Below are 15,242 nucleotides of genomic sequence, written 5' to 3' on the forward strand. Positions count from 1 at the left end.
GGAGGCGGCGCGCCGGTCAGCCCTGGGGCGGGCGGGCGAGCACCCGGTAGACGCCCTCGGGATCGTCCGCGCCCGTGGCGACGGCCCGCCGCAGCCCGTCGAGCACCCGCTCGGCGATGGGCAGCCGGTAATGCAGGGCGTCCCAGTAATTCGCGTCCCGGGCCGTGACCGGGGAGGGGATGCGGAAATCCACGACCGTGGCGCCGTGGCGCCGGCCGATCGCCGCGACCTCCTCCTTGCAGGCGGCCTCCTGCGCGGCCTCCGGCGAGCCCGGCCGCGGCTGGACGGCGACGTGGGCCGGCATGAAGGCCGCCACCTTGAGCGCGTCGGAGGGGGCCGCGGCGAGGAACCCGTCGAGCCAGACGAGGGCCGGGAAGGTCCGGCCAGGACCAGCAGGTTGCGGGGCGGTTGGCAGCTGGGCGGCGGCCATGGCGCGGATGTGCGCGGCGGCGCGGGCCGCGTCGTAGGTGGCTTCCGGCGGCGTGAACACCTCGTAGCCGTCGCCGCGGATCCGCTCGCGCATCCGCCCGAGGCGGTGCAGGAGCACCCGGCCGGCGATCTCCAGGCTCTGGAGGTTCCACTGCGCGAGGAGGCCGCGCCACGGCGCATCCTCGCCGTAGAGCCAGGGCGGGAAGGGGCGGAAGGTGAGCCGCTTCTCGTCCGCCGCGGGGTCGCACCAGCTCGCGTCGAGCCCGAGGATCACCGCCCGCGCCCGCACCCGGCCGAGGAAGAAGCGGGCGAGCTGCATCTGCTCCCACGGCGTCGCGGCGTTCATGGCGAGGTTGGCGAAGCGCCCCGGGAAGGCGCGCCCGAGCGCCTGGGGGTCGAGGAGCCGCGCCGTCGAGGTGCCGAACACGGCGGCGTCGAAGGCACCGCCGCGCACGATCTGCGGGTACATGAAGCGCTGGTTGAGGTCCATGACCGGCCCCGGCCGGCGCCCGGGCGCGGCGCGCAGGCCGTAGGGGTCCATCGCGGCGATGAACACGAACGCCGCCGCGCCGGCGGCGGCGGCCGTGCCCAGGGTGAGGCCGAGGAAGCGGCGCCAGGCGGCGGGCGGCGCGGGGTCGGGACGGGGATCGCTCGGGGGCGCGGGGCGGGTCACGCCCCTCGTTCGGCGGTTGACCCGGCGGCGTCAACCCCCTACATCGGCGCCTGCTCCGCTCACGGATCACCGGGCTCCCCGCGCCGGGCCCGCGCGGAAGCGAGCGCGTAGCTCAGCTGGTAGAGCAACGGACTTTTAATCTGTAGGTCCTGGGTTCGAGTCCCAGCGCGCTCACCAAAAATATCAAATACTTACGCGGGATTTTGGCCCCCCACGAGGGTCCATTTGTTAATCCGGGTATCTGCACGGGTAACCGTGAACCGCCCGTGTGCCGCGGGGTGGCAAGCGCCTGCCGACGTTGCACTCGCGTCAAGCTTGCGGGGAAGAAGCTTTACACGTGGCGGTGCAGCTCGGTGGATAACGCCATCATGCGGGGCACCTCCCAACTGAGCAGAGGGACTCCGAGGAGCGTGGCACCTGCTGCGACCAATTCGGAGTGACATAGCCGTTGCCCGCTGAACGGCAGAGATGCGCCACTTCCAGACCTTCGATCAGGGCTGCCGGAATGGCCGCTCGGCCCCACAAATCGGACGTCTCTGAAGCTTCCATCCCTCTGGTGGCCGACCCCTTCGCGGACGATCGGCGTCGGACGTGAGCGACGCCGCTCCAAGAGGCTTCAGCAGGTCAAATGATTCGACCGTCTCCGGTCCGTTCACGCGCACCTCCCGTGCCTGCGAAAACGGCTCGTGCGTCTCGGCGGCGCGACGTGCCCTTTGTGTTCGCCACCGGCTGCGCCGCCATGACCGTGCCGGCCGCCTACGCCGTGCCGCATCACCAGAAGCAGTGGATGTCGCCGAGGTCGCGTGGCACGCCGGGTCCCGCTGGTCGCGGGCCGGCACGAGGTGCAATGCTGTCAGCTCGTCCGCTGCACATCGGGATTGTCCGCGGCCCCAATCGGCGGCAGGGCGCCCGTGCCCGGCGTGGCTTCGACCCGCGCCACGGTCCGCCGGAAGTTGGCGAGGTGTGGGCGCCAAGACCGAGCGCCCCCGCTGCGGCGCTCGCCGGCCGCCCTCCGGTCACGCGCAAGGTCGCCCTGGAGGAGCGATCACCCGCTCGACCTCCCCACACAGGGTCTCGTTCTCCGAGATCTTCCTGCCCGGGAGGCATCGCAGCGCGCGGATCTGCCGCTGATCTGCACGGACGTGATCTCCTCGACGGGCCCGGCGCGGGGCGGGCCCTCGAACCCACCAGAGGGTCGGTCCGTTCCGCTACTCGGCTCAAGGGCAAGGGCGTTGACGATCCGGGGCCGGCTCCGCAACCAAGGTGGCACGGGGGGTGTGTTAAGGCTGATGGCGCGCGAACTTCAGCGCATTCGCGTCCGCGACACTCCTCTATGAGGAACGATCCGATGGCGTCCAGCACGGTCACCGGCGTGGTGCGCTGCAGCGGAGGGCGCCAGATCGCAGTGTCTCGGACATCGGACAAGTCTGCGGGCCGCCATCCATGAAACTCCTTTACCTAGCGGCGTTTCGCGCCGTCATGCTGACCGGAACGGTGAGCGCGGCCGCCGAGGTTCTCGGGCGGAGCCAGCCCGCGGTGAGCCGCCTGCTCGACAAGCTGGAGGCGGAACTCGGCGCCAAACTGTTCGAGCGCCGGCGCGGGCTGGTCGTCCCGACCTCCACGGCCCAACTCCTCCTCGACGAGGTCGAGCGGGCCTACGTCTCGCTCGAATCGCTCAAGACCTTCGCCTCGCGGGCCGCCGAGGGCGAGAGCAGCCGCGTCTCGGCCGCCGTGCTGCCGGCGCTCGGGCTCAACTTCATCCCGGCGACGGTCGCGACCTTCGCGCGGGACTGGCCGCGGACCCGGGTGCTGCTCAACGTCCAGCCCTCGGTCCAGGTTGAGGAGTGGGCAGCCTCGCAGCAGATTGATTTCGGCGTCGCGGAGATGCCGGTCAAGCGGTCCGGCTTCCGGACGGAGATCTTCAGCGACCGCCCCTACCTTCTCGCCGTCCCGCGCGATCATCCCCTCGCCGAGCGGGACCAGGTCGGGCCGTCGGATCTCCGTGGAGAGCCGTTCATCGTCGGTTCGTCGTTCACCGCGATGGGGCAGTTGCTGCCCCAGGCATTCCGGACGAGCGGCGTGCCGCTGGAGGCCCGCTACGAGGCCCCGCTGTCGATGGTCGTCTACGAACTCGTCAAGCAGGGCGTCGGCATCGGCCTCGTGGATCCCTACACCGCGCTCATGCAACGCGACGAGCGCCTGCGGCTCCTGCGCTTCGTGCCCACCATTCCCTTCAACGTCGCGCTCCTGCGTCCCGAATCGCGCCCGGCCAACCCGGCCGCCGACGCCCTGCTGGACCTGATGGCCTCGGAACGCGACCGCCTGATGGCGCGCTTCCCGGACTGAGCCTATTATGCGGAACGCGCATAACGCTCCGCGAACAATCAATTTTGCGCATTCCGAATTCCGGTGTTCACTCCATCAAGTCGCTGATTTAGAGGTAGGGCAGTGGGTATTCCCTCACGGCGAGAAGCACAGGGCGATCGCCGCTACGATGTCGTCATCATCGGTGGCGGCATCAACGGCACGAGCGCGGCGCGCGAACTCACCGCGGCCGGGTACAAGGTCCTGCTCGCCGAGATGTTCGACCTCGCCCACGGCGCGTCGAGCCGCTCGTCTCGGATCCTCCACTGCGGGTTGCGCTACTTCGAAACGTCGCGGCCCCTGCGCAGCTTCCTGTCCTCGCCCAGGCGCCTGGCCAGCGCGGCCGGCATGGCGCGGGCGGCGATGCAGGCGCGCGCCGAACTCAGCGCCCTGAGACCGGAGATCTGCAAGCCCTTCACGATGTGCTTCCCCGTCTACGGCGGCGACGCCGTCAAAGGGTGGCATCTCGACCTCGGCTTCGGCCTGCTCAGGCGCCTCGGCCCGGCCCGGCCGGTCCTCGACTACCGGCGCGTCGCGGGGGACTTCGACCGGCACGTGCCCTTCGTGTGCGACCTGAGGGATCGCGATCGCCTGCGCTCCGTCGCCACCTACCGCGAGTACATCATCGACTCCCCGGACCGGCTCTGCGTCGATGCCGCCCTGGAGGCGGAGCGCGGCGGGGCGGAGCTGCGCCTGTTCACCCGTGCTACGATCGCCGGGCGCACGGCGGAGGGTGGCTGGTCATTGCGCCTGTCGGGCCAGGGCAGTGTCGAGATGGTCGAGGCCCCCGTCGTGCTCAACCTTGCCGGGACGTGGTCCGACGAGATCATCGCCGGGATCGCGCCGGAGCCGCGCGTACCGCTCGTGACGGGCACCAAGGGTGCGCACATCGTCGTTCGGCTGCCGCCGCGCTACGCGGGCCACGGCATCGCCTGCCTGCATCGCGGGGGACATCCGTTCTACTGCCTCCCCCTCGGAGGCGACCTGTTCTGCTTCGGACCGACCGAGACGCCCTACGGGGGCGACGCCGCGGACGCCGTGGCCACGGACGAGGACGTTGCCTTCCTGATCGAGGAGGCCAACTTCCTCCTTCCCGGTCTCCGGCTGCGGCGATCCGACGTCGTCTTCACCTGGGCCGGCGTACGGCCACTCGGATACGACGCCCGCCAGCCGATGGGGCGCCGGGTGCGCGAGATCCACGACCTCGCGGATCGCGGCCTGCCCGGGATCTTCGCGATGACCGCGGGGCCGGTGATGTCCCACCTGAGCGCCGGCCGCGACTTGCGGAAGGCGGTCGGCCGCGTGCTCGCGCCGTCCAGATTGCCGCCGGTGCCGCCTCTCCCCGCATCGAGACCGGATCCCGCCGCGGGCGACGCGGCCCGCATGCGCCATGCCGTCGGCGCAGAGCACGCCCGCGACCTTATGGGCATCCTCTACACGCGCACGGGACTCGCGTGGGGCCGCCACCTCGACCGGCGCACCGTCGAGGTGGCGGCGGAGACCGTCTCCGATCTGCTGGGATGGTCGCCGGGCGATGTCGCGACGCAGGTCGACAGCTTCATGCGGCACCAGAATATCAGGTTCGCGCGGCGAGAGACTGATAGATTGTCGGTTGATCGGGTGGAGGCCAGGACATGACGATGGGCGGACCGATGAGGACGATTGTAGTCGTGGCGGCGGTGCTCGGCGGGGGGCTGGTCGCTTCGTCCGCCGGGGCGGCCGAAGGCCGCCTGAAGGAGATCCTCGATCGTGGCGTGGTGCGGGTCGGCGTGCAGGGCGCCTTCAAGCCGTGGTCGTTCCCGGCGCCAGATGGAACCCTGCAGGGGATCGAGGTCGAACTTGCCAAGTCCGTGGCCGACACGCTCGGCGTCAAGCTCGAGCCGGTGATCATCACCTCGGCCAACCGGATCCAGTACCTCCAGCAGGGCAAGATCGACCTCATCCTCGGCGGCATGTACGACGCCAGCGACCGGCGCAAGATCATCGGGATGATCGAGCCGGCCTACTGGTCGTCCGGACCGACGCTCCTCGCCAAGAAGGGCGCGATCAAAGACTGGAAGGACATCGCCAACAAGCCGGTCTGTGGCAAGCAGGGCAACTACTACAACAAGCAAGTGCAGACCGAGCTGCACGCCAACCTGATTGCCTTTGCGGGGAACACGGAGGGCAAGGAGGGGCTGCGGGCCGGAAAGTGCGTCGCGTGGCTCTACGACGACGTCAGCATCATGGCCGATCTCGCCCTGCCGGAATGGGAAGGCTACGAGATGCCGGTCCCCGTGCTCTACAACAATCCCTGGGCTGCCGCGGTCCCCCTCGACGAGCGCGACAAGGCCTGGGGCGCGTTCATGGCCGGCATGGCCTATCGCTGGCAGGCCGACGGCAAGCTGATCGAGCTCGGAAAGAAGTGGGGCGTGACGATGTCCGACTGGTTCGCGCAGCAGCATCAGAAGCTGCACTGGGACACATCCTACCTCAAGTGAGAATGGTCGCTCGCGGGTTGCGGTTCGAGCGCTGAGGTGTCGGCATGCTGGATCTCATAGGGCCATTCTTTCGAAGCCTCTACGATCGTACCGGGTGGAACTTCAACATCTTCTACGATCCCTACGAGTACGGCCGGTTCATCGCGGGCGCCTCGACGACCCTGTGGCTGATCGCCTGGTCGCTGGCCTTGTCCCTGGTGATCGGCGTGCTCGGAGCCTGGGCCCAGGGCGCCCGATCGCGGACGCTGCGCTGGGGCGTGGACGCCTACATCCAGGCGTTTCGCAACACGCCGCCGATGATCCAGCTCCTGTTCTTCTATCTCGGTCTCGGCGCCTTCACGCCCGAGATCGACATGGGCGGCTACTCGCAGCCTCTGATCTCCTCCTTGGCCTGGGCGGTGATCGCGCTCGGCATCTTCGGCGGTGCGTTTAACGTCGAGATCTTCCGGGCGGGCATTGAGGCCGTGCCCGACTCGACCCTAGAGGCCGCCGAGAGCCTCTGCTTCTCGCGGTTCCAGACCTACATCTACGTCACTCTGCCCCTCGCGTTCCGCATCAGCCTGCCCGCCCTTACCAATAACCTGGTGAGCTTGGCGAAGACGACGTCGCTCGCCTACATCATCACGGTTCCGGAGATGACCTACGTGCTGAACCAGGTCTGGTCCGACAACCTGAACACGTCGGAGATGATGCTGGTCCTGTTCGGGTTCTACATCGTCGTCGTGACGCTGCTGGCGGCCGGCCTGCATGCAGTCGAACGCCGGCTCGTGCTCCCGGGATACGGACAATGAGGCAGCCGGCCTTCCAGCTCAGCATCGCGCGCCTGAGGGACGGTCAGGTCCTGAGGGGGTTCCGGGCGTGGCACGTCGCCGTGGTGCTGCTGGCGCTCGTGGTCGCGCTCGCCGCGGCGGTCGTGCGCTCCTCCGCCCTCGGGACCCCCTCCACGGCGCTGACTGCGCTCATCACCTACGCTCCGTTCATCCTGCGGGGCTTCGCGCTCAACCTCGCCATGAGCTTCCTCGCTATGGCGATCGCGACGATCCTTGGGATCGGCCTCGGCCTCATGCAGATCAGCACGAGGGCGGCCGTCCGGCTGCCGGCCCGTTTCGTCACGCACCTCCTGCGCAACTCGCCATGGCTGGTGATCCTGTTCCTGGTGACCTACTTCATGCCCGTCGAGGTCCGGCTGCCGGGCGGATGGCTGGTCCCCGTTCCGGACTGGAGCAAGGCCACCCTGGCCTTCGCGCTGCCGGTCATGGGCAATATCAGCGAGATCCTGCGCGGCGCGGTGCGGTCGATCCCGTCGGGGCAGTGGGAATCGGCCGAGGGGCTGGCCTTCACCCGCGCGCAGACCCTGCGCTACATCATCCTGCCGCAATGCGTCCGCCGCTGCATCCCGCCCTGGATGAACTGGTACGCCATGCTGACATTGTCGACGCCGATGGCGTCGATCTTCAGCGTGCACGAGGCGGTCGCGAACGCCCAGGCGAGCATGGAGGCGGCAGGCGCCCGCCCGGAGCTTCTGCTTCCGTTCTACCTGTTCTTGCTGTGTCTGTTCTTCGTCTACATCTACCCGATCGCGGTGTGGACGCGCGTGCTGGAGCGCCGATATGCTGTTGGCTGATCAATCCACCGCCGAGGGCGCCGCGACCGGCGAGGGCCGCCGCGCCCTCGTCTCGCTCCGCAACGTCCGCAAATCCTATGGCGCCTTCGAGGTGCTGAAGGGCATCAGCCTCGACGTCGGCAGGGGCGAGGTCGTGTGCATCATCGGACCCTCGGGCTCCGGCAAGTCGACGCTGATCCGCTGCATCAACGGCCTCAGCGCCATCCAGGGCGGCTCGATCACCGTGGACGGGCAGGAGGTCAACGACCCGAAGCTCGACAAGCTCGCCCTGCGCCGGAAGGTCGGGATCGTCTTCCAGCAGTACAACCTCTTCCCGCACAAGACGGTGCTGGAGAACGTCATGATGGCGCCTATCAAGGTGTTGCGGGAGCCGCGGGCGCAGGTGGAGGAGCGGGCGAGGCGCCTGATCGCCAAGGTGCGCCTCACCGGCAAGGAGGATGCTTATCCGGGGCAGCTGTCGGGCGGGCAGCAGCAGCGGGTGGCCATCGCCAGAAGTCTCGCGATGCGGCCCGAAGTCATGCTCTTCGACGAGGTCACGGCGGCGCTCGATCCGGAGACCGTCAAGGAAGTCCTCTTCACCATCAGGGAACTGGCCGCCGAGGGCATGACTTGCATCCTGGTGACGCACGAGATGGGCTTCGCGCGCGAGGTCGCCAACCACGTCTACTTCACGGACGGCGGCGTCATCGTCGAGGACGGGCCGCCCGACCAGATCTTCAGGAACGCCAAGGATCCGCGGACACGACAGTTCCTGAGTCAGATCCTCTAAGGATGCGCGATGAGGTAAGCGTTCGTCGCGACGCGCGATGGGATCGATGATCCGGGGCGGCGTCCGTTCCGCGCGGGACGGTCGGGCTTCCGCAAGCGTCACGCCGGAGATCGCCTCGCGCCGGTGAGGCAGGCGTCCAGGCTTGTTCGAGATGGCGGCGCCCCGCGTGCTCACCCCACGCTGGCGGATGGAGCGCGGCCCCATGCCCGATCGCCTCGGGAGCGGCACCACGCCCGCCCCGCGGCGCGCCATGAGCGAGGTTCATACCGGTGAGATCCAATCCTTGACGTCCGACGCCCCACCTCTCGATCCCGCGCCGACGGTCGGCCTGATCGGGCTCGGCCGGATCGGGACCGTGCTGCTCACGGCCCTGCGCCGCTTCGCGCCGGAGACGCGCGTGATCGTGGCTGGACGCGACCCGGCGCGGGCCGCCGCCACGGCGGAGGCCTGGCCCGGCGTCGCTTCCATGGACGTCGCGCGCCTCGCGGCGGAGGCGGACATGGCGGTGCCGTGCCTGCCGCCGGAGGCGTACCGCGAGGGCGTGGCGGCGCTCGCCCCTCACCTGCGCGCGGAGGCCGTCCTGGTCAGCGTCACCAACGCGGTGCCGCTCGCAGATCTCGGGCGCCTCTGCGCCCGCCCAATCGTCAAGGTGATCCCGTCGCCGGCCCTGGCGGTGGGCCGGGGCGTCGCCCTCATCACCCCCGGCCCCAACGCCGGGCCTGCGGAGGTCGAGCGCGTCCGCACCCTGCTGCGGCGCTTCTGCCGGCCGGTGCTCGCCGATCCGGCGGATGGGCGCATTGCCTCGAACCTCGCCGGATCGGCGCCCGCGATCCTGGCCGCGTTCTGCGCGGACTTCCTAGAGGCCAACGCTGTCCGGGCGCGGATCGTCGGGCCGGAAGAGCTGCGCACCATGATGACGGAAGCCGTCGCGGCCCTCGCAGCCCTCCTCGATGAGGGATTGCGATTCGAGGACGTCGTCGCACTCACGGCCACGCCTGGCGGCACCACCGAGGCTGCAATCGCTGCCCTGGACGGACCTGCCCTCTGCGCGCGGCTCGTCGAGGCGACGGTCCGGCGCGAGGCGCAACTCCTCGGGCTCGCCCCCGTCACCCGTCACCGGCCGCCGGCCGGTTCCACACCCGGCGCCGCCCCGTCCATCCTCCCTTCCGGAGAGGTCCCATGCCCTTAGCCGAAGCGATCACCCCGTCCGTCGCGAGCACCCGCGATCCGCTCCTCCAGCCGCTCCGGATCAAGAACCTGGTCCTGCGCAACCGGGTCATGAGCACCAGCCACGCCGCCGGCCTGGAGGAGGGCGGCATGCCTAAGGAGCGTTATCAGCTCTACCACCTTGAAAAGGCGAAGGGCGGGATCGGCCTCAGCATGTTCGGCGGTTCCTCGAACGTGGCGCCCGACAGCCCCAACATCTTCCGCCAGCTCAATGTCGGCACGGACGAGATCGTCCCCTGGCTGCAGCAATTCTCCGCGCGCATGCACGCGGAGGGCGCGGCGCTGATGGTGCAGATCACCCATCTCGGCCGCCGCGGCGAGCCCTACGGCGACAAGTGGCTGCCGACCATCGGACCCTCGGCGATCCGCGAGACGCTGCACCGCAGCTTCCCCAAGGAAATGGACGAGCACGATATCCGACGGGTCGTGAAGGCCTACGCAGCCGCCGCGCGGCGCTGCCGGGACGGCGGCCTCGACGGCGTCGAGACCCTGGCGGGCGGTCACCTCATCGGCCAGTTCCTCTCCCCCTCGACCAACCGGCGGACCGACCGGTACGGCGGCTCGCTGGAGAACCGCTGCCGTTTCGGGCTTGAAGTGTTCGAGGCGATCCGCCGGGAGGTCGGCGACGACTACGTGGTGGGCATGCGCTACGTCATCGACGAGGGCGAGTCCGGCCTGCCGATGGACGACGCCATCAAGGTCGCGCACCTCTTCGAGCGCACCGGCATGCTCGACTTCTTCAACGCCATCGTCGGCCGCATGGACACCGAGCGGGCGCTCGCCGTGGACAACATGCCGGGCATGGCCTCGCCGATCGCGCCCTGGCTGCGGCAGGTCGGCGCCTTCAAGCGGGAGGTCGGGCTGCCGGTGTTCCACGCGGCCCGGATCTCCGACATTGCGACGGCCCGCCACGCGATCCGCGAGGGGCTCCTCGACATGGTGGCGATGACCCGCGCCCACATCGCCGACCCCCACATCGTGCGCAAGATCGCGGCCGGCGAGGAGGAGCGGGTGCGGCCCTGCGTGGGTGCAACCCACTGCCAGTCGCCCCACCGGCCGCACTGCATCCACAATCCCTCGACCGGGCGGGAAGGGCAGCTCCCCCATGAGATCACCCGGTCCAACCGGCCCGGCCGCAAGGTCGTGGTCGTCGGCGGCGGCCCCGCCGGCCTCGAGGCGGCCCGGGTCGCGGCCCTGCGCGGCCACGAGGTCGTGCTGCTCGAGGCGGGCGCCAAGCTCGGCGGTCAGCTCCTGCTGAGCCAGCGCGCGAGCTGGCGCCGCGACGTGATTGGCATCGTGGACTGGCGCGCCGAGGAGATCCGGCGCCTCGGCGTGCGGGTGGAGGTGAACCGCTACGCCGAGGTGGAGGACGTGCTCGCCGAGGCGCCGGACGCGGTCGTGGTGGCCACCGGCGGTGTCCCGGACATCGATTGGATCCCCGGCGCGGAGCATTGCGGCAGCGTCTGGGATGTGATCGGTGGCACCACCCCCTTCGCCGGGGAGGTCCTCGTCTACGACGGAACCGGCCGCCATCCCGGGCCCCAGGCGGCCGAGGCCGCGGCGCAGGACGGCCGCAAGGTGCAGTTCGTGTCGATCGACGCCCAGATCGCGCAGGAGCTGACCTATGCCGAGCGCATCATCTGGAAGAAGCGGATCTACGAACTCGGCGTGCCGACGACGTTCGACCACGAGATCGTCAAGGTCGAGCGGCGCGGCAACCGTCTCATCGCAACCTTCCGCAACCTCGCCTCTGAGCAGCTCAGCGAGCGCACGGCCGACCAGATCCTGGTGGAGCACGGCACCCGGCCGGCGGACGATCTCTATCACGGTCTCCGGCCCCACTCGGCCAATGACGGTGTCACGGATATCGACGCGCTCCTCGCGGGCGCCGCGCAGCCGCTAACCTGGCGCCCCGAGGCGCAGATGGAGCTGCACCGGGTCGGCGACGCGGTCGCCAGCCGCAACGTGCACACGGCGGTGCTCGATGCGCTGCGCCTCTGCCGGGCGCTCTGACCCATGCGGGTGAGGCAGGTCCGCGTCTACGTGGTCGAGAGCGGCGGCATCCGGCCGGTCATCCTCGAGATGACCGCCGACGACGGCACGGTGGGCCTGGGCGAGGCGGCGGTCGCCTACGGGCTCGGCGGGAAGGCGGCTGCCGCGATGATCGGGGAGCTCTGCGAGCGCTGCGTGATCGACCGCGATCCCTTCCGGATCGAGGCCATCTGGTCCGAGATGTAGGACCAGAGCGTCTGGACGAAGGGCGGCGGTCCGATCGTCTTCGCGGCGATGAGTGCGATCGAGCAGGCCCTGGTGGACATCAAGGCGCGGGCGCTCGGCGTGCCCGCCTACGACCTCCTCGGCGGGCGGATCCACGACCGGCTGCCGGCCTATGCCAACGGCTGGTACTTTGGCTGCAAGGACGCCGCCGACCTGCCGCGCCTCGCCGAGGCGACGGTGGCGGACGGGTACGACGCGCTGAAGTTCTATCCCTTCGCGGCGATCCTGGAGACGGGCCGATTGCGGCACCCGTCGCGCCGCGGGACGACCGACGACGGCCTGCGCCGACGGGCCGTGGCGGCCGTCGCCGGCCTGCGGGCCGCCCTCGGACCCGGGCCCAAGATCATGCTGGACCTCAGCGGGGGGCTCACCCCCGACGAGACGATCCGCTTCTGCCGCGAGGTCGAGGCCTTCGACATCGCCTATGTCGAGGAGCCGGCGGATCCGTTCGACCCGCACGCCCTCGGCAAGATCGCCGCCGGGATCTCCCAGCCGATCGCCTTCGGGGAGCGCGTCTATACGCGCTACGGCTTCCGGGACCTGCTCGCCGGGCGGGCCGTCGACATCCTGCAGCCGGACCTCGGCAATACGGGCGGTATCCTGGAGGGCCGCAAGATCGCTGCGATGGCCGAAGCCTACGGCGTGAAGGTGCAGCCGCACGTCTGCGCGAGCGCCCTCTCGACGGCGATCGCGATGCATTTCAGCGCGGCAACGCCGAACTTCTCCATGCAGGAGCACTTCCCGTACTGGGACCGCATCCCCGGCTACACCCAGGTGCTGGAGGATCCGATCGAGCCACAGGTCACGGCCGGCACCATCCCGGTGCGGGAGACCGTCGGGTACGGCGTGACGCTCCGCAAGGAGAGCCTGCGCGATTTCCTCTGGGCCGAGTTCCGGTAGGGCTCGACGCGCCGGCCCTGCTTGGTCGCGCGGAGACAGGGGGCCGCCCTCGCCTCCGCGCGGCAACCCCGCGCGGCGGGACCGTGCGTCAGCGGCCGATCGCGTCGAGGAACTGGTACCAGCCCGCGACGAGCCGTATCACCGGCTCGCGCAGGCCGTAGAACGGCAGCGGCTGGAAAGCGTGGGTGCCGAGCAGACCGACATCGGGCGATTCGCCGAGCGCGAAGGCGGCGGCGTAGCGACCGAGATGCGTCGACATGGCGACGCCGGCGCCGTTGTAGCCCATCGCGAAGGTCACGCGGTCGTCTAGGCGGCCGACATGCGGCAGCGCATCGAGGGTCATGGCGACGAGGCCCGACCATTGGTGGGACACCGGCGTGTCGGCGAGCGCCGGGAAGGTGCGCACCATCGCCCGGCGCAGGTCCGCGAATGCCGCCGCGGTGTCGTGGCGGCCGAAGGCGCCGCGACCGCCGTAGACCATTCGGCCGTCGACCATCCGGAACCAGCGCATCATCCGCCGGGTCTCGACGCAGATGCGGCGGGTCGGCAGCATCGCCGCCCGCAGATTGTCCGAGAGGATTTCGGTGGCGAGGATCGCGCTGCGGAACGGAACCAGGCGGGTGCGCAGGGGCTCCGTCGCGGGGGTGAGGTCGGAGTAGCCGTTGGTCGCCACGATCACCTGGCGGGCCCGGACGGAGCCGCGGGACGTCGCGACGCGGATTCCGCCCGCCTCGCGGCGAAGTTCCGTGGCGGGGCTGCCCTCGTGGATCGCGATCCCCCTGGCATGCGCGGCGCGCGCGAGTCCCCGCGCGTAGTTGAGCGGGTGCAGCCCGCCCGCACGGGCCGAGAGGACGCCGCCGACGAAGTCCCGCGAGCCTGTCTCGGCCGCCACTTCCTCGCCCGTGAGCCTCGTGACCGAAGCGTCGCCGATCTCCCGGCGCATCCACTCCATGTCGGCGACGGCGGATGCCAGGGCCTGCGGGGTATGGGCGCATTTGAGCTGGCCGACCCGGGCGTAACCAGCCTCCGGGATGTCGTGCTCGGCGATCATCCGCTCGAGCGTGCCGACCGAATCGTGCGCGATGGCGTGCATGCGCCGCGCCACCTCGATCCCGTGCGCCGCAGCGATCGCTTGGAAGGGGGCGCGAAATTTCGCCGAGACCACGCCGCCGTTGCGACCGCTCGCGCCCCACCCGACGGTGCTCGCCTCGAGGACGATCGCTCGCTCACCGCGCTCGGCCAGCGCCAAAGCCGCCGACAGGCCCGTATAGCCGCCGCCCACCACCGCGACGTCCGCCTGGACGTCGTCGCAGAGCGGCGCGAAATCCTGAGCCGGCACCGCGCGGGCGGCCCAGAGCGAGGCGGCCGAGGGCCTGGGGAAAGGCGATTCCATGGCCGGGCTACCGCCCCGTCACGGCCGCCGCGAAGGCCGCGTCGGCGGCGTCGGCGAGCTTCTCCAAAGTCGGAAAATGAAAATCGGGAGTGGTCACCCTGGCCGGCTTCGGCGTGCCGCCGAAGCCCTCGAGCCCCTGGCGCCGCTCGATCCAGCACACCGTGTAGCCGAGATCGCGGGCGACGCCGATGTCGTGATGCTGGCTCTGGGCCACGTGCAATATCTCGCTCTGCGTGAAGCCGAAGGCGGATTGCCGGCCGCGGTTGAAGGCGAAGAATTGTGGATCGGGCTTGGCGACGCCCGTCTCGTCGTAGGTGACGCTGTCGTGGAAGGGGGTTCCGAGCGTGTGGGAGTAGAACGAGAACGCGGCGCGGTCGGCATTCGTCATCGCGACGAGTCGATAATGGCCGCGCAGGCGCCTGAGGGCTGCGGCAGAGTCGGAGAAGGCCGGCCAGCGCAGCACCGAGAGCTGGAACGCGTCGGCGGCCGCGTCGCTGTCGGGAAATCCCAGTTCCTTGGCGACGTGGTGGTAGACGTCGACGAAGACCTCGCTCGACCGCTCGTGGTGCAACTCGCGGCCTCGCAGGTAAACCTCGAAGATGCGGGCGTCGCTGAGTTCCTCACGGCTGCGCCCGGACACCGCGCGCAGGTGGTCCAGGATCCCCTTCTCGAAGTCGATCAGGGTACCGACGACGTCGAAGGTGAGAACCTTGAAGCTGTCGAGGGAAGGAGTGGGCATGGGAGTTCCTCTCAGGCGGTGGCGCAGGGCGGCTCGGCCGCCCCAGCGATGATGTCTCGCGGCTGAACCAGGACCGCGAGCGTCGGGCGAGGCGCGGGATTGCACGCCGCCCGCCGATGGGATCGTCAAGCGTCCGGCGATGCCGGGCCGTGCGGCACGGCCCACTCGCGACGGCCCGCCAAGGCGCCGGGGCACCTCGCCGCGTGCGGCGTCGAGGACCGCACGGCCGGGAGGGGGGTGGTCTCCACCGCCACCCACCGCTGCGCGACCCAGCGACGGAACCGACGTTGCGCGCGCCGTCTCGGCTGGACGAGTGATCCGAACGTCACCATCGCGCCGACCGCTCTCCCGCGTCCCTGCGTGCTCT

Annotated in this window: 13 protein-coding genes and 1 tRNA gene; 11 read left to right on the forward strand and 3 right to left on the reverse strand. The window is 70.1% G+C overall.

The annotated features are described in order from the left end of the window. Positions 1-16: 16 nt before the first annotated feature. The gene (locus tag M446_RS26660) at positions 17-1,102 is read right to left on the reverse strand and encodes a hypothetical protein (RefSeq protein ID WP_012335217.1); all 1,086 of its coding nucleotides are present in this window, start codon (positions 1,100-1,102) and stop codon (positions 17-19) included. Positions 1,103-1,203: 101 nt separating this feature from the next. Here M446_RS26660 and M446_RS26665 point away from each other — a divergent pair. The 11 genes from M446_RS26665 (at position 1,204) to M446_RS26710 (ending at position 12,743) form a co-directional block, all read left to right on the forward strand. Continuing rightward, positions 1,204-1,279 (forward strand) — tRNA-Lys (locus tag M446_RS26665). A 1,266-nt stretch (positions 1,280-2,545) separates the two neighbouring features. Continuing rightward, positions 2,546-3,448: a LysR substrate-binding domain-containing protein gene (locus tag M446_RS26670; protein WP_012335218.1), complete on the forward strand. Its 903-nt coding sequence runs from the start codon at positions 2,546-2,548 to the stop codon at positions 3,446-3,448. A gap of 102 nt (positions 3,449-3,550) precedes the next feature. After that, positions 3,551-5,104, forward strand: a complete 1,554-nt coding sequence (locus M446_RS26675) for an FAD-dependent oxidoreductase (protein WP_012335219.1) — start codon at positions 3,551-3,553, stop codon at positions 5,102-5,104. Between the two features lie 14 nt (positions 5,105-5,118). Then, entirely contained in the window at positions 5,119-5,946 is an 828-nt protein-coding gene (locus M446_RS26680; protein WP_150108735.1) for a transporter substrate-binding domain-containing protein, read from the forward strand. 44 nt (positions 5,947-5,990) lie between these two features. After that, the gene (locus tag M446_RS26685; protein ID WP_012335221.1) at positions 5,991-6,737 is read left to right on the forward strand and encodes an amino acid ABC transporter permease; all 747 of its coding nucleotides are present in this window, start codon (positions 5,991-5,993) and stop codon (positions 6,735-6,737) included. Next, positions 6,734-7,570, forward strand: coding sequence for an amino acid ABC transporter permease (locus M446_RS26690; protein WP_012335222.1), 837 nt, complete (start codon positions 6,734-6,736; stop codon positions 7,568-7,570). The genes M446_RS26685 and M446_RS26690 overlap by 4 nt, the downstream gene beginning before the upstream one ends. Beyond that, positions 7,557-8,339 (forward strand): amino acid ABC transporter ATP-binding protein, encoded by a 783-nt coding sequence (locus M446_RS26695; RefSeq protein ID WP_012335223.1) that lies wholly within the window; start codon positions 7,557-7,559, stop codon positions 8,337-8,339. Before M446_RS26690 ends, M446_RS26695 begins: the two co-directional genes overlap by 14 nt. Positions 8,340-8,541: 202 nt before the next feature. Then, positions 8,542-9,528: a pyrroline-5-carboxylate reductase family protein gene (locus M446_RS26700; protein ID WP_012335224.1), complete on the forward strand. Its 987-nt coding sequence runs from the start codon at positions 8,542-8,544 to the stop codon at positions 9,526-9,528. Next, positions 9,519-11,579: an NADH:flavin oxidoreductase gene (locus tag M446_RS26705; RefSeq protein ID WP_012335225.1), complete on the forward strand. Its 2,061-nt coding sequence runs from the start codon at positions 9,519-9,521 to the stop codon at positions 11,577-11,579. Before M446_RS26700 ends, M446_RS26705 begins: the two co-directional genes overlap by 10 nt. A gap of 9 nt (positions 11,580-11,588) precedes the next feature. Continuing rightward, entirely contained in the window at positions 11,589-11,804 is a 216-nt protein-coding gene (locus M446_RS39185; RefSeq protein ID WP_265576430.1) for a hypothetical protein, read from the forward strand. 48 nt (positions 11,805-11,852) lie between these two features. Beyond that, the gene (locus M446_RS26710; protein ID WP_265576431.1) at positions 11,853-12,743 is read left to right on the forward strand and encodes a mandelate racemase/muconate lactonizing enzyme family protein; all 891 of its coding nucleotides are present in this window, start codon (positions 11,853-11,855) and stop codon (positions 12,741-12,743) included. Between the two features lie 88 nt (positions 12,744-12,831). Here the strand turns inward: M446_RS26710 and M446_RS26715 are convergent, their stop codons facing one another. Next, positions 12,832-14,136 carry an NAD(P)/FAD-dependent oxidoreductase gene (locus M446_RS26715; RefSeq protein ID WP_012335226.1) on the reverse strand — a complete coding sequence of 435 codons (1,305 nt, stop codon included), beginning with the start codon at positions 14,134-14,136 and terminating at the stop codon, positions 12,832-12,834. 7 nt (positions 14,137-14,143) lie between these two features. Continuing rightward, positions 14,144-14,875, reverse strand: a complete 732-nt coding sequence (locus M446_RS26720; RefSeq protein WP_012335227.1) for an HAD-IA family hydrolase — start codon at positions 14,873-14,875, stop codon at positions 14,144-14,146. Between the last annotated feature and the right edge of the window lie 367 nt (positions 14,876-15,242).

The organism is Methylobacterium sp. 4-46 (assembly GCF_000019365.1).
In the GTDB taxonomy this organism is placed as follows: Bacteria; Pseudomonadota; Alphaproteobacteria; order Rhizobiales; family Beijerinckiaceae; genus Methylobacterium.

Bases quoted from the DNA above. Each gene is read 5' to 3' on its own strand.
- M446_RS26685 (WP_012335221.1), top strand. From the start codon at position 5,991: ATGCTGGATCTCATAGGGCCATTCTTTCGAAGCCTCTACGATCGTACC.
- M446_RS26705 (WP_012335225.1), top strand. From the start codon at position 9,519: ATGCCCTTAGCCGAAGCGATCACCCCGTCCGTCGCGAGCACCCGCGAT.
- M446_RS26710 (WP_265576431.1), top strand. From the start codon at position 11,853: ATGAGTGCGATCGAGCAGGCCCTGGTGGACATCAAGGCGCGGGCGCTC.
- M446_RS26715 (WP_012335226.1), bottom strand. From the start codon at position 14,136: ATGGAATCGCCTTTCCCCAGGCCCTCGGCCGCCTCGCTCTGGGCCGCC.
- M446_RS26670 (WP_012335218.1), top strand. From the start codon at position 2,546: ATGAAACTCCTTTACCTAGCGGCGTTTCGCGCCGTCATGCTGACCGGA.
- M446_RS26720 (WP_012335227.1), bottom strand. From the start codon at position 14,875: ATGCCCACTCCTTCCCTCGACAGCTTCAAGGTTCTCACCTTCGACGTC.
- M446_RS26700 (WP_012335224.1), top strand. From the start codon at position 8,542: ATGCCCGATCGCCTCGGGAGCGGCACCACGCCCGCCCCGCGGCGCGCC.
- M446_RS26695 (WP_012335223.1), top strand. From the start codon at position 7,557: ATGCTGTTGGCTGATCAATCCACCGCCGAGGGCGCCGCGACCGGCGAG.
- M446_RS26680 (WP_150108735.1), top strand. From the start codon at position 5,119: ATGAGGACGATTGTAGTCGTGGCGGCGGTGCTCGGCGGGGGGCTGGTC.
- M446_RS26690 (WP_012335222.1), top strand. From the start codon at position 6,734: ATGAGGCAGCCGGCCTTCCAGCTCAGCATCGCGCGCCTGAGGGACGGT.